The organism is Trichocoleus sp. FACHB-90 (genome assembly GCF_014695505.1).
Lineage (GTDB): Bacteria > Cyanobacteriota > Cyanobacteriia > Cyanobacteriales > FACHB-T130 > Funiculus > Funiculus sociatus.
In genome coordinates this window covers 117,220-137,003 of the sequence record NZ_JACJOK010000023.1, presented here as the reverse complement: position 1 = coordinate 137,003, position 19,784 = coordinate 117,220, and the positions used below count along the sequence as shown (strand labels likewise).

12 protein-coding genes are annotated in these 19,784 nt (G+C 43.3%); 6 read left to right on the top strand and 6 right to left on the bottom strand.

What is annotated here, in order from left to right:
- Nucleotides 1-434 precede the first annotated feature (434 nt).
- From H6F74_RS07480 to H6F74_RS07460, 5 genes are all read right to left on the bottom strand, one after another.
- The gene (locus H6F74_RS07480) at nt 435-2,267 is read right to left on the bottom strand and encodes a GGDEF domain-containing response regulator (protein WP_190438463.1); all 1,833 of its coding nucleotides are present in this window, start codon (nt 2,265-2,267) and stop codon (nt 435-437) included.
- Nucleotides 2,268-2,271: 4 nt separating this feature from the next.
- Nucleotides 2,272-8,916 carry a PAS domain S-box protein gene (locus tag H6F74_RS07475; protein ID WP_190438461.1) on the bottom strand — a complete coding sequence of 2,215 codons (6,645 nt, stop codon included), beginning with the start codon at nt 8,914-8,916 and terminating at the stop codon, nt 2,272-2,274.
- A gap of 115 nt (nt 8,917-9,031) precedes the next feature.
- Nucleotides 9,032-11,131: a response regulator gene (locus tag H6F74_RS07470; RefSeq protein ID WP_190438458.1), complete on the bottom strand. Its 2,100-nt coding sequence runs from the start codon at nt 11,129-11,131 to the stop codon at nt 9,032-9,034.
- A complete protein-coding gene (locus tag H6F74_RS07465; protein WP_190438455.1) occupies nt 11,124-11,525 on the bottom strand; it encodes a response regulator in 402 nt (133 codons plus the stop codon). The genes H6F74_RS07470 and H6F74_RS07465 overlap by 8 nt, the downstream gene beginning before the upstream one ends.
- Nucleotides 11,526-11,654: 129 nt before the next feature.
- On the bottom strand, nt 11,655-13,133 hold the full coding sequence (locus H6F74_RS07460) for an ATP-binding protein (protein ID WP_199300951.1): 1,479 nt from the start codon (nt 13,131-13,133) through the stop codon (nt 11,655-11,657).
- A 102-nt stretch (nt 13,134-13,235) separates the two neighbouring features.
- On the opposite strand from H6F74_RS07460, the gene H6F74_RS07455 reads away from it, so the two are divergent.
- The 4 genes from H6F74_RS07455 to H6F74_RS07440 all read left to right on the top strand — a co-directional run bounded on the left by H6F74_RS07455 (nt 13,236) and on the right by H6F74_RS07440 (nt 17,351).
- Nucleotides 13,236-13,439 carry a hypothetical protein gene (locus H6F74_RS07455; RefSeq protein ID WP_190438453.1) on the top strand — a complete coding sequence of 68 codons (204 nt, stop codon included), beginning with the start codon at nt 13,236-13,238 and terminating at the stop codon, nt 13,437-13,439.
- Complete coding sequence (locus tag H6F74_RS07450) at nt 13,439-13,612, top strand: hypothetical protein (protein ID WP_190438450.1); 174 nt, start codon at nt 13,439-13,441, stop codon at nt 13,610-13,612. The genes H6F74_RS07455 and H6F74_RS07450 overlap by 1 nt, the downstream gene beginning before the upstream one ends.
- A 272-nt stretch (nt 13,613-13,884) precedes the next feature.
- The gene (locus H6F74_RS07445) at nt 13,885-15,525 is read left to right on the top strand and encodes an alkaline phosphatase D family protein (protein ID WP_190438447.1); all 1,641 of its coding nucleotides are present in this window, start codon (nt 13,885-13,887) and stop codon (nt 15,523-15,525) included.
- 452 nt (nt 15,526-15,977) lie between these two features.
- The gene (locus H6F74_RS07440; RefSeq protein ID WP_199300949.1) at nt 15,978-17,351 is read left to right on the top strand and encodes a tetratricopeptide repeat protein; all 1,374 of its coding nucleotides are present in this window, start codon (nt 15,978-15,980) and stop codon (nt 17,349-17,351) included.
- A gap of 96 nt (nt 17,352-17,447) precedes the next feature.
- On the opposite strand, the gene H6F74_RS07435 is transcribed toward H6F74_RS07440, so the two are convergent.
- The gene (locus tag H6F74_RS07435) at nt 17,448-18,218 is read right to left on the bottom strand and encodes a PhnD/SsuA/transferrin family substrate-binding protein (protein ID WP_190438487.1); all 771 of its coding nucleotides are present in this window, start codon (nt 18,216-18,218) and stop codon (nt 17,448-17,450) included.
- Between the two features lie 193 nt (nt 18,219-18,411).
- Between H6F74_RS07435 and H6F74_RS07430 the strand changes: the two genes are divergently transcribed.
- Nucleotides 18,412-19,002: a Crp/Fnr family transcriptional regulator gene (locus tag H6F74_RS07430; RefSeq protein WP_190438444.1), complete on the top strand. Its 591-nt coding sequence runs from the start codon at nt 18,412-18,414 to the stop codon at nt 19,000-19,002.
- Nucleotides 19,003-19,258: 256 nt separating this feature from the next.
- On the top strand, nt 19,259-19,669 hold the full coding sequence (locus H6F74_RS07425; RefSeq protein WP_347269485.1) for a DUF202 domain-containing protein: 411 nt from the start codon (nt 19,259-19,261) through the stop codon (nt 19,667-19,669).
- Nucleotides 19,670-19,784: the final 115 nt, after the last annotated feature.

The following is a 19,784-nucleotide window of genomic DNA, read 5'->3' as shown; positions in this document are numbered from 1 at the left end:
AAGTTAATTATTCGGCAGAGCTATGGTTTTAAGAGCTTTGAATCTTTACGAGAGAAGCTGCTAGCTTGCTTATTTAAATAAAATTTACTTATACCCATAAGTACAGGAGAGCCGAGGAAATTTTCCCGATTTAGTCAGATGCTTGGAGTGAACACCCTCTTGGACAATTGTCAACTCCAGCGAAAGTGCCTGAAATTGTCCCATCCTTACTGGTGGGCGTGAAAGCACCTTAATAGGCGTGCTATGAGGCTGGAGCCTCTTTTAGAATAATTGTAGGTTAGACGCGGGCTATGGGGTGAAGCGAAACCCAACAAATATAGCAGAATGCGAGATACCCGACTTCTTTAAGAAGTCGGGTATCTGAAGGGTTGGTATCTCATAACTCTGGATTGGATTGCTATACTTTTAGGCGTTGGGCAACCCGCACCTCAACCCTACGTCAGCAGGTCTGTAATAAGTTGTACAGCTAATTTACTTTCTAAAGGTTTAGAAAATATATATCCTTGACCAAAATCACAGTTTAGCGCTTTCAGTTTAGCTAACTGTTCAGGAGTTTCTATTCCTTCGGCAACCACATCCATACCCATCGTATGAGCCATACTCATAATCGCTGGAATCAGCCCCATATCTTCTTGATTTTTATCCAGGCGATTGACAAAAGACTTATCTATTTTCAGGGTATTTATGGGAAACAGATGCAAGTAGCTCAGGGAAGAATAGCCCGTGCCAAAGTCATCAATACTTAACTGAATTTTCCTCTTTTTGAGTTCGTGGATAATCGCTTTTGCTGATTCGCTATTATCCATAATTGCACTTTCTGTAATTTCAAGCTTTAAGCTAAAAGGATTAAGTTTAGTTTCCTCCAATATTTCGTCAATTTGCTCAATTAAGTTAGGTTGGGAAAACTGGCGTACCGAAAGGTTTACGCTGATAGTTAAGGGTTCTTGAGTGAGTTTTTGTTCTTGCCAGATGCGTAGCTGCTGGCAAGCTTCCCGCAACACCCAAGCGCCGATAGGGGTAATTAAACCTGTTTCTTCTGCAACAGGAATAAACTCGGCTGGAGAAACTAACCCTCGTTGGGGATGATGCCAGCGGACTAGCGCTTCAAATCCAATAATTTTGCTTCTGGAAAGGGCTACAATGGGCTGATAATAAACTAAAAATTCTTGCTGATTGATCGCCTTTCGTAGGTCGGTTTCTAACTGTAAAAGCTGGATTGCTCCTTGGTGCATGGCTGGATCAAAGACGTGATAGCGAGCTTTCCCTAATGCTTTGGCACGATACATGGCTGTATCTGCATCCCGCAGCAGATATTCTGGCTTTTCGTAGTCACTATTGCCTAGAGCAATGCCAATACTGGCGCTAATGAATACTTCATGTCTGGAGAGTTGAAAAGAGTGGGAAAGTTCTTTAAGAATTCGGTCAGCAAGCAGTGAAGCAATGTTGATATCTTTGAGTTCTTCTAGGAGAATAGCAAACTCGTCGCCGCCTAAGTGTGCTAGAGTATCAACCATGCTCAAGAAAGATTCGAGACGACGAGCGAGGCTAGTGAGCAGTTCGTCTCCCACGAGATGACCGAGAGAATCGTTGACAATTTTGAAGCGATCGCAATCGAGAAACAGCACCGCAAACTGATAATCTGGTTGTTGTTTACTACGACTGAGCGCCTGTTCTAGACGCTCCATGAACAAAGCTCGGTTCGGCAAGCCAGTCAGAGGATCGTGCAAAGCCATATGCAGCAATTGATTCTGCACTCGCTTGCGTTCAATGATTTCCTGCTTGAGTTCTTGATTTGCTACTTCTAGCTGACAGGTGCGTTCTTTAACCCTCATTTCAAGTTCTGCATTCAATTGGAGAATTTTTACTTGTGCCGCCCTTAAAGCCAATTGATTCTCGACGCGAATTAAAACTTCTTCTATCTGAAACGGCTTAGTAATGTAATCTACTCCACCAACAGAAAAAGCTTTTACCTTATCAATTGTTTCATCAAGTGCGCTTAAAAAAATTACCGGAATTACGCGAGTAATCTCGTCAGATTTCAGTTTTTCGCAGACCTCATAGCCATTCATCACCGGCATATTGATGTCAAGCAAAATTATATCCGGAAGTTTAGCCAACGCTGCCTTTAATGCTGTTTGTCCATTAGTCACACTGCGAACTTTATATCCCTGTTCGCTCAACAAGTCAGACAAAAGGCGTAAATTATTTGGTGTATCGTCAACAAGTAAAATGTTACCTTTATTTGTAAATTCTTGATCGCTATTCATTCTATTATTTATTAAATTCTTCAATTAAATTAGTAATTTGTTCAAACTGAAAGTTATCAACCAAATTGGAAAGAGCGCTTGACAAAGGAGTATTTGTAGCAGATATTTGCTCGGTAAGGCTTAAAATTAACTCCGCATCTGCCTCAATTGCTGCCTGATATAAAGCTTCGACCCACTCGGTAGGCATCTCTTGGAAAGATGAAGTATGAAGAATAAAGCATGAATCTGCTGTTGTGCCTTCTGGGTTCTGCTGGTGAACCGTTTCTAATGATTCATAGATGTAACGCACCCCTAAATGTTGAGCCATTTTTTCAAAAATTACGGCATCCCGGAAAGGCTTGCGGATGAAGTCATTGCAACCTGCTGACAAAATCAGGTTTCGCTGTTCTTCAAAGGCGCTTGCGGTTAAGGCAATAATCACCGTTGCATGGCCCTTCACATGACCTTTAATCCGTTTAATGGCTTCATACCCGTCCATTACAGGCATCCGCATATCCATCCAGATCAGGTGTGGTTCCCAACTCTCCCATAAAGTAATGGCATCTTGACCATTTTCCGCTTCGCGGACATCAAAGCCAATCGATGTGAGAAGTTTGACTAGCAGAATGCGATTTTCCAGACGATCTTCAACGACCAAAATGCGATATTCAGGTTGGTCAGGCGCTAAACCAATTACTTTAGGTTGTAGCTGTTTTGTCTGAATTTCAGTAGCATCAGCAAGGCTGATGTGAATATCAAATGCAAATACTGTTCCTTTACCTATAGAACTGCTGACGGTGATATCTCCGCCCATAAGTTGCACAAATTTGCGGCTAATAGGTAAACCTAATCCAGTTCCTTGCTGAGATTTTCGACCAGCTTCTGTTTGCCCAAAAGCTTCAAATAACTTGTTTATTTCTTCTGGGGCAATGCCGAGTCCAGTGTCTTCGACTTCAAAGCGAATTGTCTGTTGTTTATCGCTTGTTGGCGTTTGAATGTTGTCAGGTTGGAAGGTTGCCAGGTTAGAACTTGACAATTCACTGACAACTGACACCCGCAGCACTACGCTACCTTGTTCAGTAAACTTGATGGCATTTCCCAGGAGGTTTATCAAGACTTGCCGCAATTTACTCTCGTCAGACCGCACGTATTGGGGAATGTTTGAGGCGTAGTTTATTTCCAGTTTCAAGCCTTTAGATTTGACTTTTAACCGGAACATTTCTTCCAGATTTTCTAGCAGATTAACTAAGTCAAAGCTACTTTCATTAAAAGTAATTCTGCCTGCCTCGATTTTGGACATTTCTAGAATGTCGTTGATTAATTCTAGTAGATGTTCCCCACTGCGATTAATAATTCCTATATATTCCTGTTGTTCGCCGGATAGGGATGAGTCGCGGGTCATTATTTGAGTAAATCCCAGGATGGCGTTTAGTGGCGTTCTCAGTTCGTGGCTCATAGAGGCGAGGAATTCGCTCTTGGCGCGATTAGCTGCATCGGCAGCATAGGCAGCCTGTTGCAGTGCAGCTTCTGCTTGCTTGCGTTGTGTGATGTTTAGCCCAGTTCCCCGGAAACCGATAATATTACCGTTATTGTCCAAAAGTGGAATGGCATTGACTTCCTCCCAAATAATTTCCTTTGTGGGGGTAATGTTACGATGTTCTAGTTTAAAGGTGCTTTTTGTCCTAGAAGCATCGCGCAATATTTGTTCAACTTTTTTGATATCTTCGTGTGCAACGAAATCAATCAGCTTATGCCCGATTAATTGTGAGGGTGGATATCCTTTAACGGATTTCACCCGGTCAGTGATGAAGGTGTAGATACCTTCAGAATCTATTTCCCAGAGGTATTCTCCAACTGCTTCTGACACATCGCGAAAACGCTGTTCGCTTTGCCGCAGCTTCTCTTCAGCTTGCTTGCGCTCGATGATTTCAGTTTTGGCTTGTTCAAAGAGGGTGGATTGCTGGATGGCGATCGCTAGTTGCACGGATAATTGTCTGAGAGATTCTATCTCAGAAGAGTGCCACGCCCTAGAACCCCTACAGTGATGGGCAATGAGCAGTCCCCATAACTTATTTCCTTGCAAAATGGGAACTACCAGGTTAGCTCTAACTTGAAACTGACTGAGGAAATTAATCTGGCACTGTTTTAAACCAGCCGCATGAATATCCTCGATTGCGAGAATGCGACCTTGCTGGTAAGGGGCGACATAGCTTTCCCCAAAGCAGGGATCGTTAATATCGCTGCCCATTATAGCCATCCAATCTTCTCCCACTGACTCGACAGCGACAACGCCACTCCAGCCTGGGTTAAAGCGGTAGATAATTGTCCGGTCAGTGGACAAAAACTGTCGCACTTCTTCGACTGCTGTTTTTAGGACTTCTTCCAGGTTAAGAGACTCGCGAATTCGCTCTTGCATAGCCATTACCAGGCGTTCCCGCGAGATTTGTTGCTTTAAGGCAATTTCTGCTTGTTTGCGATCGCTAATATCCCGGACTATGAACAGCACTTCCTCTTCTCCACTGGTTACAACCCGGACTTCTTCGTATTGCAGTTTGCCTTCGATCAAAACTTGCTGTTCATAAATTTGGGGTTTCCCTGTATCCAGAGCTAGTTGCATATGTTGTACATAACGACTAGCAACTTCTGGGGGCAAATCTTTGAAGTTCATATTCTGGCAAAGGGTCGCGTTTTCTGATTGCCACAGATTTTTCACTTCGCTGTTACAGATGAAGTCTAGGTAAATGGCATCGTTACTCATCCGAAACATCAAATCGGGAATAGCCCAAAGGATAGCGCGATTTTTGGCTTCGCTTTGGCGCAGTGCCACTTCTGCAAGTTGGCGTTCCCGGATTTGTTGCTGTAGCTGTTGATTTTGGCAGTCAAGGTAGGTGCGTTGTTGTTTTTCTTGTTCTAGGAGGGAAGCTTGAGCGATCGCAATCCCCAGTTGTGCCGCAACTGATTCGAGGAGGGATATATCCCCAAGTGTCCAAACGCGAAAGCGATCGCACTGATGTAAGCCAATCACGCCGTTAGGTTCTCCCTGGTAAGAAGTCCGGACTACAAGCATTGACTTCAAACCAGCCTGGCGGCAAAATGGCTCAGCAGCTTGTAACAGAGGGTCAGCATAAACATCCGGCGAAGAGATGGCGGCATCTTGTGCTAACATCAGCTCGCCGTGAGGGTTGCCGACTATGGGAATATTCTCATACAGCATTGATGGCACCCCGGTCGCTACAAACTCAGCTACTATGGGGATTCTCGGTTCCGGATCGGCGACGTAGGTATGAATTAGACAGCGATCGACTGTCAATAAATGAGAAATTTGATTGGCGGCGGTGGCAAAGATTTGAGAAGGATCTAAACTAGAGCGGATTTCCTCAGTGATTTGCTTGAGCATTAAAGTCCGGCTAAATTGTTTAGTCAGAGCTTCTATTGCTGTACGCTCTTGGGTAATGTCAGACTGAATTCCCACATAGTGAGTCAAGCGTCCGGTTGCGTCTCGCACTGGGGAAACGGAAAATTCATTCCAAAAAAGCGTACCATCCTTGTGATAATTACGCAGAACCACGCGACATTCTCTTTCTTGGCGGATTGCCGCCCGCAGTTCCTCAAGAGCAGGTTGCTTTTTGTCAGTTCCTTGTAAAAATCGGCAGTTTTTGCCAATTGTTTCTGCTGCCGAATAACCTGTTATAGACTCAAAGGCTGGATTAACGAAAATAACTGGACAGTCGGGAAGTTGGGCATCGCTAAGGACAATGCCGTTGCTGGAGGCTGCGATCGCTCGTTCTAGCAGTCGCAAACGTTCTTCTGTCTGTTTGCGTTCTGTAATGTCTACCCAATAACCAACGCACTCAATGGGGTTGCCAGCTTCGTCTTTGACTAACTTTATCTGGTCGTATACCCAGCGATAAGTTCCGTCTTTATGCAAGAAGCGGTACTCGTGGTTGTAATATCCTTTTTTAAATAGGCGTGGTAATTCGGCAAAGACCCATTTCGCATCTTCTGGGTGGATATTTCTAGCCCAGAAATTTGAATCTTCTATAAATTCTCGCGCTTGGTAGCCAACAACAGCGCTGACGTTCTCGCTGACAAAAGTAGCTGCATAATCTCCTGATATTTTGGAGCTATAAATAACTGCTGGGCTAGAAGTGAGCAGATGTTGCAGGCGTTCGGTTGCCAGAGTCAGCGCTCTTTCGGCGTGGATGCGATCGCTAATGTCTTTATTCGTCCCGGTCATTCGCAGGGGTACGCCTGATTCATCGTGTTCAAAAACCTTGCCGGAACCCCGAATCCACTTCCACTCACCGGATGAACAGAGCATCCGAAACTCAGCACTATAAACAGGGGTGGCACCTTCCAGATAAGCGTTTAGAGCTTCCATAACCTTTGGCAGATCCTCTGGATGCAGCAGCCGCTCCCAAGACTGGTAATTGTTTCCAATTTCTTCTACTTCATACCCCAACATTTTCTTCCACTGGGGGTCGAAATAGGTTTCTCCTGTGGCAATATTCCAATCCCACAAACCCAAGCCACTGCCTTGTAAGGCTAGATGCAAACGTTCTTCGCTTTTGCACAAAGCAGCTTGGGCTTTTTTGCGTGCAATCAGCCAACCTAACTGAGCCGCAACAGCACTAACTAGCTCAAATAAATGCCGATATTCTGTACTTTTAGTACGTTTAAAGAAGACTAAGACAGCCAAAACTTGGTTATTGGCGAGGATTGGTACACCAAAACCAGCTTTTAATCCAACTTGGGTGGCGATTTGCGATCTAGGGAAGGCTGTCGGTTCAGCTTGGGAAACATCTTCTAACCATTCTGGGCAACCAGATGACCAAACTCGCCCTGGTAAGCCTGTATTGGGTGCAAATATGAGTGTTTCGCTATAGCGGCGGAATTCTTCTAGGGAGTTATCGCATTCGTACCAACCCAGACTATGTTCCAAAACCGTACCATCATTCGCAGGAATCCAAGCTTCGGCAAAATCCCAACCGATTGTCGTACAAATTAACCGCAGAATCACTGCTAAAGCACTCTCAACGTCAACCGAGTGATTAATAGCTTGGGTTGTTTCCAGCAAAAGACGAATTTCAACTTCTGCCTGCTTTCTCTGCGTGATATCAGTAGCTGTGCCGAGAATTTGCCTCGCCTTGCCATTATCAGTTCTGCTAAACAAGGTATCCCGGCTCTCCAAAGTCCGCCATTCTCCGTTCCGGTGCCTCATCCGGTACTCAAACTCAAAAATTTCACCGTCAGAGGCGTTCTGGAATTGTTGGCAATATTCAGGGAGCCGTGCGAAATCGTCAGGGTGCATCAGATTTTGGGGAACTGCTGCTCCCATTTGTTGAATCTCTTCTGGCGTATAGCCCAGAATCGCAGCAATTTGCCGATTCGTATAGACATTGCGCTGCTTGCTAAGGTCGTGGAGATATAAAATATTGGGACTAGACTCGGCAATTTGTTGAATAAAACGCTGGCTTTCTCGCAGCGTCTCTTCTCGTTGTTTGCGCTGTGTGATGTCGCGTGCTACCCAGACGACTGAGTTTGACGACATGGGCGAAATACTGACAGCAAACCAAACTTCTTGCTCTCTAATGTTTAAGCTGTATTCAACGTTGAGTGTCTGCTGACTTTCTAAGGCTTTGCAAACGTAGCTAAGAAAGGTATCAGCTTGCTCTTTTTCAAAAACTTCGTGGAGTGTTTTGCCAAATAATTCCGAGGCTGGTTTGTATAAATTTGATGGATTTGTAGGTGCGATTTTGAGATAACGCCCCTGTGCATCAATAACTAGGACTACATCGGGTAAGGCAGCCAACAAAGCGCGTAGCTCAGCTTCTGAGGCTTTTAGCGCTTGTTGAGCAGCTTTGCGCTCTGTAATGTCTTTACTAACAGCGAGGATACAAGCTTGTCCATTCAGGTCGATGATTTCTGCTGATATCAGCATTGTCTTCACCTTGCCTGTCTTGGTGCGAAAATCACATTCCCAGTTGCGGATTGCTTTTGTTTGCTGCAACTGATGTTTTAATTTGAGGCAGTCTTGTGGTTTTACCCATAAATTGAGTTCCTTTAAAGTGGAACCAATCGCCTCGTCGGGAGAATAACCAGAAATGCGACAGAAGCTATCATTCACTTCCATGTAGCATCCATCTGCCAACGTTAAGATAGCGATCGCATCTGGAGATGAACGAAAGGCGCGCGTAAATTTTTCTTCTGCCTCCCGACGCACTCGCATTTCTTCTTGTAGCCGTGCATTTTGCTCTCGCAGTTGCTTAGATAGTCTCCGGATGCTCAATTGGTTCTCAACCCGCGCTAAAACCTCCTCCGGCTCAAATAATTTGGTAATGTAGTCCACACCACCAACTGAAAAAGCTTTCACTTTATCCAATACATCACTCAAAACACTGATAAAAATTACCGGAATATCGCGAGTTTTTTCATCAGCTTTTAGCTTAGAACAAACTTCATAACCATCCATTCCCGGCATTCTGATATCAAGCAAAATCAGGTCAGGCGGAAACCACCGAGCTGTCGTGAGAGCCATCTGCCCGTTGGTTACGCATCGTAGTTCATAGCCACAATCGTTTAGAATATTTGATAATAATCGCAAATTTGCTGGATTATCATCAACAATTAAGATGTTGCCCTTTACTGTATTTAATTCTGTATTATTCATAACTTTGTCTCTGATAGTTTTACTAAAGTTAAGGTATAAATCTTGAATAAATAACTCAAATTCCAATAAACTCCCCCTGTAAGGACATGGCATTGCCATGTCCCTAATCGTTCACTTAAATAGGATTGCTATAACAGTTAAAATCATGCTGATAGTTTGTTAAGTCCATAATTTTGTCGAACTGAAAATCATTGACCAATTTTGCCAAACCCTTAGCCAAGGTTGTATGGTCGGCTGAAAATTGTTCAATAATACTAATAGCTAAGTTAGGATTTGCCAAGGCAGCCGCATGGTGTAACTGGGCTACCCAAGTGTCGGGTAAAGCAGCTAAGTCGGCTGGGGTTAGTGGATTATTGAGGTAATCCGACTCGAAGGAAGTAGATTTTGGGTTTTCGTCGTAGATATATAACACCCCAAGATGTTTGTTAATTAATTCAAAGATATCTGCCTCACAGAACGGTTTGCCTAAAAAGTCATCGCAACCAGCCGCTAAAAGTACAGCTTGTTCTCCTTTCAAAACTGAGGCACTTAAGGCGATGATGGCGGTGGGATTAGGGACTATTGATTGGGGGTTGGGAATTGGGGACAAGGAGGACAACGCTTTTTCTCCTCCCATCTGCGCCTCTGCGCCTCGGCCCATCTCTTTTTCCTTAGTTCTGATCAGTTTGGTAGCTTCAATGCCATCCATAACGGGCATCCGCATATCCATCCAGATTAAGTGAGGTTGCCAATTTTCCCAGATGGCGATCGCTTCCAGACCGTTACAGGCTTCCTTCAGGTCAAAGCCAAGGGGAGAAAGCAGCAGGAGAAGCAGTTGGCGATTGTCCGCTTTCTCATCGACAATCAGGATACGATAGCGAGGTTGATTTGGTTTTAAGGCAATAACTCGCCGAGTCGGTTGTTGGGGTGCGATGTCAGTAGATGCGATCGCGCTTATTTTAAGGGCAAACTGGAAAACGCTGCCTCGTCCTACCTCACTACTGACAGTAATCTGGCCGCCCATCAGTTGCACAAATTGGGAACTGATCGCCAAGCCTAAGCCTGTCCCCTCTTGTGATTCTTCTTGACCTGTTTTAGCTTGCACAAAGGCTTCAAAGATGATGTCTAACTCATCTGGGGGAATGCCAATACCCGTATCTGAAATTTCAAAAGCAATCGTCAGTTGTCCGTTGTCCGTTGGTGTTTGAAGGTTTGAAGGTTTGAATGTCGTTTCAACCCAACTCAACAATTCAGTGACAACTGACACTCGTAACGACACGCTTCCCTGTTGGGTAAATTTCACCGCATTGTTGAGCAAATTAATCAACACTTGACGCAACTTGACTTCATCAGTTCGCACATATTGAGGAACGTCAAAAGAACGCTTACAAAGCAACTGCAACCCCTTCTCCTCAGCCTTCAAACGGAACATATCTTCCAAGTCATCAAGCAGACTATAAAAGTCAAAATTATGTTCATTAAGAATGGTGCGCCCTGCCTCGATTTTAGACATATCCAGTACGTCGTTAATCAGAGTTAGCAAGTGTTCCCCGCTGCGGCTAATAATGCTGATATTTTCCTTGTGTTCTTCAGGTAGAGTTGGGCTGCGGGTCATTAAATGGGAATAGCCAAGAATCACGTTAAGAGGCGATCGCAATTCGTGGCTCATATTTGCGAGAAAGGTGCTTTTAGATTGGTTGGCGACTTCAGCTGCTTCTTTAGCTTGTTGAAGTTTCAAAGTCCGCGACGCGATTTTCTCCTCTAAAGATGCGTTTAATTCTTCTAATTCAAAATTTATTTTTTTTAAAAATTTATTTTTTTCGTCTAATTCTTTATCCTGAACATAACTCCGAATCGCTTCCGTAACTGTCAAACACAAGTCGGTTTCGTCCCAAGGTTTCGCAATATAACGATAAAGATTAGCGAAATTAACCGCATTTCCCACAGCCGCTACACTCGCCTGTCCTGTTAAAAGAATTTTCAAGGTTTTTGGATATTGGGCATGAATTTCGATTAAAAGTTCATCTCCTTTCATCCCCGGCATAATTTGGTCGGATATAAGTAGAAGAACTTCCCTGTTTTCTTCTAGTAATTCCGTAAAAATTTCTAAGGCTTCTTCACCACTTTCAGCCAATTCAATATCATAATCACTTCCGAAGTGATGCGTTAACTGATCTCTGAGACTAATCAGCACAACCCTTTCATCATCCACGCAGATAATCGTGCCTTTACTCATCAGTTCCCTCCAATCCCGATTCAAGGACTTCGATTAATGTTGCTTTATCCCAAGGTTTGCTTAAGTAGCGATACAGGTTCGCGTACTTTCGAGTTCGTTCAATCGCCGTTTCATCAGCTTGTCCCGTCAACAGTACAGTGACAATGTTCGGGAATTGTTGATGGACTTTAATCAGCAACTCATCGCCTTTCATATTGGGCATTAGCCAATCGGAGACAACAATGAGAATTTTTACACCTTCTTCATTTAACTCATCAATTACTTCTAAAGCTTCATCTGCACTTTCGGCAAATTCATAACTATAACGATTACCAAAATGATTTATTATTTGATCGCGCAAGCTTCGTAAGATAAGTTTTTCATCATCTACACATAAAATCGCTTTTTTAGGCATACCTCAGCTCCGGTTTATTGAATTTTTATAGTTGCCAGGATTAGTTGTACATAGATGGTGTTAGTGTTCGCTATACGCGATCGCGCTTTTTCATCAACTATGCTTTCCCTGCTAAAAACGCGGTAATGTCTATCTAATCGGTAACAAAACGCTAAACGTAGTTCGTCCAGGCTGACTGTTTACCTCAATTTTTCCCTGATGTTTGTCTAAAATCTTACGAACAATATCTAACCCTAATCCGCTGCCTTCTCCGGCAGGCTTAGTAGTGAAGAATGGGTCAAATATTCTCTCTTTGATTTCTGGAGGAATCCCGCTACCAGAATCAGTAAGTTGCACCACTAATTGACGATTTTCCTCAAAAACATTTATTTCTAGTCTGCCCCGATTACTCATTGCTTGGATAGCATTATGCAGCAAATTTGTCCACACTTGATTTAGTTCTTCGGCATAACAAAGAATGGGTGGAACTTGCTGATACTTTTTTATCACTTCAATACCTTGTTTTAACATATTTTGATAGATAGTCAGAACTACATCGATTCCTTCCGTCACCTGAGTCATGGTCATTTGACTGGAGTTGTTCTGACGGGCATAACTTTTCAAAGCAAAGACTATCTTTGAGGCTCGTTCTACAGCCAGTATAATATTATCACTGTTATTTTGTTGCATAGATAAGTTATAGACAGCTTCTAAAATCAAGCTGTGATTTGGGTATTGTAACAGCGGCAAAAAGGGGGTAATGTCCTGGGTAATACCTATTTTTACTAAGGTAGCAGCAATAGTATCGGCATCCTCAACACCCTGAGTTTCCAATTCTTTCTTGAGGGCGCGTTTAAGCAGTCGTTCCTCTCTAAATGAAAGAATTGGTTGGCTTTGTCGGGTGGCTTCTAATAAAGCAAAAAAATAAGTTTGCTGTTCGAGGGAAAGTTGCTGGAATAGACGAGGTAACTGTCGAATTGAGTTATCTAAAGCAGTAGAGATATTGCCAATTGATGCCCGAATTGCCCCCAACGGCGTATTTATTTCGTGAGCTATACCAGCAATAAGTTGTCCGAGAGCAGCCATTTTTTCTGATTGAATCAGCTCTTGCTGGGTAAGTTTTAGTTCTTGCAGAGTGTTAGCTAATTGCTCATTTTTTTGATGCAAGGCTTCTTCAGCGGCCTTGCGATCGCTTATATCTCGCGCTACCCAGATGACGGAATCGTTTGGCATCGGTGAAATGCGAGCAGCAAACCAAACCTCGCGATCGCCAATGGGTAAGCTGTAATCAAACTCAATGGTCTGCTGCATATCTAAAGCTCGCTGAATTTGTCGTAACCAACTTTGGGCTATTTCATCCTGATAAAAGTGTTCTATTGTATAGCCGATAATGTCAAAATTTGGTTCGTACAAAAGCTCGGTATTCGTCGGCACAACTTCAATATCTCCTTCGAGATTGATGACAAGTACGATGTCAGTCATCGCTTCAAAGATTGCCCGAATTTTACTCTCAGATGTGTGCAACTTCTCTTCAAGTAGTTTGCGATCGCGAATTTCTTCCTGAAGTTGCTGATTAAACTGTCTTAATTGGGAGGTTTGTTCGTCAATCAGATGTTGCAAGGGTTCCACGATTTGATTAATTTTAATTTGGTTTTTGCGAGAGAATTGCGCTATATTCTTCGGATTAGCGCCGGGATGGATAGCAGGCGGTGACAATTCTATCTATGACCAATGCAATCAGCGAGAGAATATATAGATGAGGTTTTTGAGTATCTAAGGCCCAAAACTTTCTACCTTTGCTGCGATTCTGGCACGAAAAAGCCTAAAAATTACGATGTGGCAAAAAATCCGGATTGTCGTGGCTTATTCAATGGAAATTTATATGTCTCTCCAGCTGATTTAATCTCCTATCGGTTTGCCGCAAGCGATCGCTGATGACGAGTCCGGATTTGGCGGTCTTGCGGCTTCTGTTGTCACCGTGTCTGTCGCTAGATGTGGCTTTTGGCATTACTCTTAGCTACAAGGACGCGATCGCCTGCGTGACGGTCTGCATTCGCGAATGCAAATGTGCAACAGAACGTCAACCAGGTTCGTCATCTCCGCAATAGTCAACAAATTACTCACTTTCTCCAAAATCATCTAGCTTTGTGCAAATATATTTAACGTAGCGCAGGCTTCTACCCTGCTACAAACAAGGTGATTGTGCAATTATACCAATTCGCTTTTTTACCATTACACCCTTCTTCTTAGCCCCCACAATTTACCCTTGGGGTTAGGGGTATCTGAGGTGTATTATCACGAAAAAAATTGGTATTTGATGCACTAAAGAGTTTTTAGATAACATTGAAATCCGCAAACATCTTCTCACTGGAGATTAAATTTGACACCGCAAAATCTAAATTTTTATGATCCTGATGAGCGTCCCTGGCCCAATCCTCGTCTCAATTGTGCCACCATAATTGGACATACTACCACCACCAGCGTCCGCCTGTGGTTCCGAGCTTCTGAACCTGGAAATTACTGGCTAGTTGTTTCTCCCTGTCCCATACCAACCAACGGCACCCCGCAAATAATCACCGATGAAAATTCACTCCGGTTGCAATTAACTACCCCACATCTTAGCCAAGACATTTCCACTGCTAAGATTGTCTCACTTCAACTAGAACAAGAGCATGACTTAACGGGTGTAGTAGACCTAGAAAATCTCCAACCTGACACCCGCTATTACTACGCCTTAATTCACCCCAACCGAGAGAAACCTTGGGAACTGGGAACTGAAGAAAAACTATCATTTCAAACCTTCCCAGAACATCCCACAGAAGTCAACTTTGGGATGTACAGTTGCCATATGCCCTACGACGAACATAAGCTGATAAATATGGAAATGTGGGAGACTTTTTATAAAGAGTTATCTGATGCTAACGCTCGTTTTATTATCGGTAGTGGCGACCAAGTATATGTAGATGGAGAAGGTGCTAAACAATTAAATGTATGGGATTGGCTGAAGAAAGTAAAACAGCACAAACCCTCTCGCAATGACATGATTTCCTGGTATCGAGACATTTACCGAGGTTACTGGGGAATACCCCAAGTCCAACAACTTTTTCAAAGTTTCCCTATCTACATGATTTGGGATGACCATGAAATCATGGATGGCTGGGGTTCTTATACGCCCAACGAATTAGCAGCGCAGTTAGACACCTCATGGCAATTGCGAAATACCAGCGAACATCTGCGACTGGTGAATGAAATGTTTCAAGCTGCAAAGCAAGTTTATTACGAATACGAACATTCTCACAATCCGCCTACCGACACCAACATTGACCAATTTGATTACCAGTTTAATTGCGGATTTTCTGCTTTTTATGTATTAGATATGAGGGCGCATCACGATTACAATCGTCAAGAATTTCGTCTTTTAGGTTTTGAACAGTGGAATCGCTTTGAAACATGGGTAAATTCACAATATAATTCTGAATCACGCATCTTATTTATTGTGTCACCAGTGCCAGTAGTTCACTTTAATAGTTTTATAGTCAACAGCTTAGATATACCTTATTGGAAATATACCGATGATTTTAGAGATCATTGGGAGCATGACTCTAACTGGACGGAACGAAATCTCCTTTTAGGCAAAGTGTTTGAATGGTCGCAGAAAACAAAGCAAATGGTGGTATTTTTAAGCGGCGATGTTCATATGGGCGCAGCTTTTAGGCTATCTCATGAACAATTTCCTGCTGCCAGAGTGTTCCAGCTTACCTCCAGTGGCATCGCCTATGCAGCTTTAGGCAAATTTGGGTTAAAAGTTTTAGAAAGCCTGGTTAAAGATAAAGGTTGCCTTGGGGACAATAAAGACAATGTTCCCTATAAATTTCAGAATTTATATATATGCCCAAGGAATAACTTCAGCATTATTCGCGTCAAACAAATGTCTGACGGTGAACTATCTGTCATCTACGATTTATTTAGTAGTGATAAAGCTAATGCAAAGCTTGAAAACAAACGGATTGAGTTGATCTAAGCAAGATATAGCAATCCTAAATAGGTAAAAAAAGTTATTAACTAAATCGGTACTGCTTCAATAAAGCAGTAGATTATCTGCTTAAATCTCGCTGTGCATCTGCTAGCTGGGAACCAGAATAATTTTTTTAACCCCCTTTTTTCAACTCTTTGAGAAGTCGGGAAAACGTCTTTTATTTTTTACATTGCTTTAGCGAAAATCTCTTTATCTACTACTTTAAAATCGCTAAGACAATTAAAAAGGGGCAAGGAAAATTAAATTTAGCGCATCAAAATAGCAATTCTATGAGTGCGTATAAAGAAAGTATTCCATAAGACAGATGAAGCATTTTTGGTTACAGCTTATACGCGATCGCAATCAAATCAGGTAGACACATACTTGCTTTTTAGAGTTAGCTGTGACATACTCCAATTTAAGTTAAGTACAGTATCTCGACCGGATTACCGTAGATTATGCTAAAAGACTCTCAAGGGCTTGAAGTGACTACCAACTCCCCGGATGCGATCGCAGCCATCAATCACTTTGTGGATCAGTCACTCAGCTACGGCAATGATGCGGAAGCAATTCTGCAAGGAATTGCCGCAGATCCAACTTGCGTTGTCGCCAATGCTCATGCAGCAGCGCATTACCTCTCCCTGGAAAGTGCAGAAGCTAAAAATCAAGCAGCACCCTATCTGGAAGCAGCTAAAAAGTATTTGAGTCACGCGAATGAGCGTGAGAAGCTTTATGTTTATGGGATTTCGGCTTGGGCTAGCGGGGATATCGATCGAGCGATCGCTTACCATGAGGAAATTGCCGAAAAGTTTCCCCGCGACATTGCTTCTGTTCAGAGAGGACAGTATCACTACTTCTATTTGGGAGACAAAGAAGGACTGCTAAATATTGCTGAAAAAGTTTTTTTTAGCAATCGCGAAAATCATTATTTATACGGGATGATTGCCTTCGGTTTAGAACAGTGCCATCGCCTGAAAGAAGCTGAAGAATGGGGGCGAAAGGCAACAGAAATGAACCGTCACGATCCTTGGGCGCATCATGCAGTAGCTCATGTGATGGAAACGCAGGGGCGACTGGATGAAGGGATTGCTTGGATGGAAAGCCTCTCTGATACTTGGGAGAACTGCAACTCACTTTTGTACACCCATAATTGGTGGCACATTGCCCTTTACTATCTAGAAAAAGAAGAAATAAAGAAAGTATTGAAACTCTACGATACTCACATTTGGGGCCGTGCGTGGAAAGAGTCTTCAAAAGACCAAGTGGGTGCTATTTCGCTGCTGTTGCGGTTGGAATTAAGAGGAGTAGATGTGGGCGATCGCTGGCAAAATATTGCTCCTTACCTCGCCCCCAGAATTCACGAACACGCCTTACCTTTTCAAGATTTGCATTATGTTTACGCTTTAGCACGAGCGGGTCAAAATGACCAAGTAACAAAAATGCTCTTAAGTATGCAAGCTTACGCCAAAGCTGCTAAACCCTTTATAAAACGGACGTGGAATGAGGTAGTATTGCCAGCAGCGCGAGGCATGGTCGCTCATGCTAGAACAGATTGCCACAGAGCGATCGCGCAACTAGGATCAACTTTACCTCGCTTGTATGAGATTGGTGGTTCCCATGCTCAACGTGAACTATTTGAGCAAGTTTTTCTCGATGCGTGGCTGCGTTCTGAGCAGAATCATGAGGCACTTCAGTTGGTGGAACCCCTTGCAACCTGTAATAATCTTCACTCAGATAAGCGTAAACTGACATTAAATGTCAACAATCTGGAGCTGACAATTAAGGTGGATCGCGCACTAAATAGCCCTGAAAAAGCATCACATTCCTATTAACATTTCTATTAGTTAGCGCTTACACTAAACTAATAGAAATGTTAATAAATCTGAGTTGCTTAATCACGTAGTCATCTTGGCAATTACAAAATCTTTTCACTCTCTTGAACCGATTATTTCGTAACCTGCGCGTACCGCAGCATCATACATCCTGCCAATTGGAGCATAATCTTCCGACTGCACAGCAACGTAGCACTGTATTTGCGCCCGATTCATCGCAGATTGCAATTCTGTATCTGGGTGTAGTAGCGCAGATTCTAGCTTATTTATCAAAGCTGTACCCAGCCGCTGCGATACAACTACGGGAGGCATCGGACATGGCCCAATTGACTCGATTGTCCGCAAATGATGGGACAATTCCGGCGAATCGCGCAGTTCTTGTTCTAACACAGTGCTGTCGATCGACGAACAATCAGCCAGTCCGTCAACAACTAATCGAATAGAACGTTGATGCGAACCAGATTGGATTACCTTGCCGAAAAAGCTACTATATCCACCCTGTAAAAGTCGATAGCGCAACAAGTTGTAACCGCTGTTTGAACCCGGCTCGTTGTAGCACAATATTTTTCCTGCCAGCTCCTCAAAACTTTTCAGGTTACTCTCAGCATTGACGATGATATCCGAGAAGTAAACTGGGTGATTTTGATAGCGGCTACCCCCCATCACTGGCGCAACTAACGCCTTGAGTTGACCGGGAACGATGCTGTCAAGCTGCACAAAAGGCAAACCACAAATAAAAGCAATGTCCAGTTTATCTTGCAGCATCACCGGATCGGCAAGCGGATCGTACTCGCTTTGCACAATCTGCGGTTCTACACCCAATACTCGCCCCAAATATGCCCCAACTGCTTCGTAGAACCAGAACATATTGGGAGCTAGGTAAGACACTAAGCTGAGTTTGTCTGGTTGGCTGGTTGATTTGCTGTCCAATTGAGGGATACTCCGGTTTTGGCTATTAAATCTACAGTTTGTCTATCGGAATATAGTATATTAGTAAAAATCTCTGAAATCCACCCCCACAACTCTCGGTTGGCTGTAATTTCAACATTGGATTACTCTAATGACCGCCTCTTTGCGTTTATTTTCTAGTCCTGCTCAACTCAAGCAACGAAAATTTGCTCGCCGATCTCTACTGCCCTTAGAGCAGGATTATCTTTGGAAAATCGAGTCTGGGGTGGTTCGCACCTTAACCTGGCTCGAAGACGATACGCCCATCACTCTCGGTGTATGGGGGACAGGGGATATTGCTGGTAAAGTTTTATCAAAAGCTGAGGCTTATCAAATTGAATGTCTCACACTTGTAGAGGCAACCCTCTTGCCCCTTAACGATTGGCAACAAACTGCTCAGTTGACAATCCAGCACATCCAACAATTTCAAGAATTTATGGAAATTCTCCACAGTAAATCGGTGGATGCCGCACTCCTACGCCTTTTGAGTTGGCTGGCAAAAAAGTTTGGTCGTGAAATTGAGCAAGGACAACTGATCGATTTACGATTGACTCATCAGGAAATTGCCGAAATCATCGGTGCTACCAGAGTCACCGTGACGCGACTTCTGAATGAGTTTGAGAAGCGGGGTATTATTCAACGTTTGCCTCAGCACTTCATTCTTCTGCACGAGCAACAACCGTTCTGGCATTACGAAATCTAATCAGGAGCGTAGAAAAGGGGTAAGTCATCTACCATGTTTACGTTTACAGCGGCTTACAGTCGAATGAAGTACAGGCTATGTGGAGAGATACCCGACTTCGCAGGAGTTGTCGGGTATCTGTGTACCTCACTCGTACTATCTCGCTTATAGAATTTTATATTTTGAAGCGATCTTTGGGGAGATTGATTATTTCCAAAAATTGTATGATTTTGAATGCTAAATTTCAGACAGTTTAGATAAAAAGTTAGGGTGAGCAGTGACTAATACAGCTGCAAATACACACAGCAAAGGGCGACAGAATTCCTCGCGGGTGCGGGATCATTTGGCGAATGAGCGCACATACCTAGCATGGATGCGGACAGCGATCGCGCTGATGGGTTTTGGTGTTGTTATCGTGCGTCTACGCTACTTACAACCTCCCCAAATACCTCATCTCGGCACTGGTTGGAAGTTGGGTTTAATCTTCTCCCTTGTGGGTTTGGTGACAGTGTTACTCTCAACTTGGCACTATTTCACTATCCGCGATGCCATTGATGATGACACCTACGAACCGACAGGCCGTTGGGTAGTTGTGTTCAGCCTGGCGATTACACTTTTGGGTGCTGGGGTTATATATTTCGTCTTCACAGTTCCCTTTAACCCAACGAATTCTTTTACGCTTGAGTAATGGCAACAATTAGCTTTTCGCTTTTTATATAGCAATTCTATTTGATTGGTGAAAACTACCTTTTTTTAACGAACTGCTGAGGACGCTCCAGAACACAGAAAAAAGAGAATTTTAT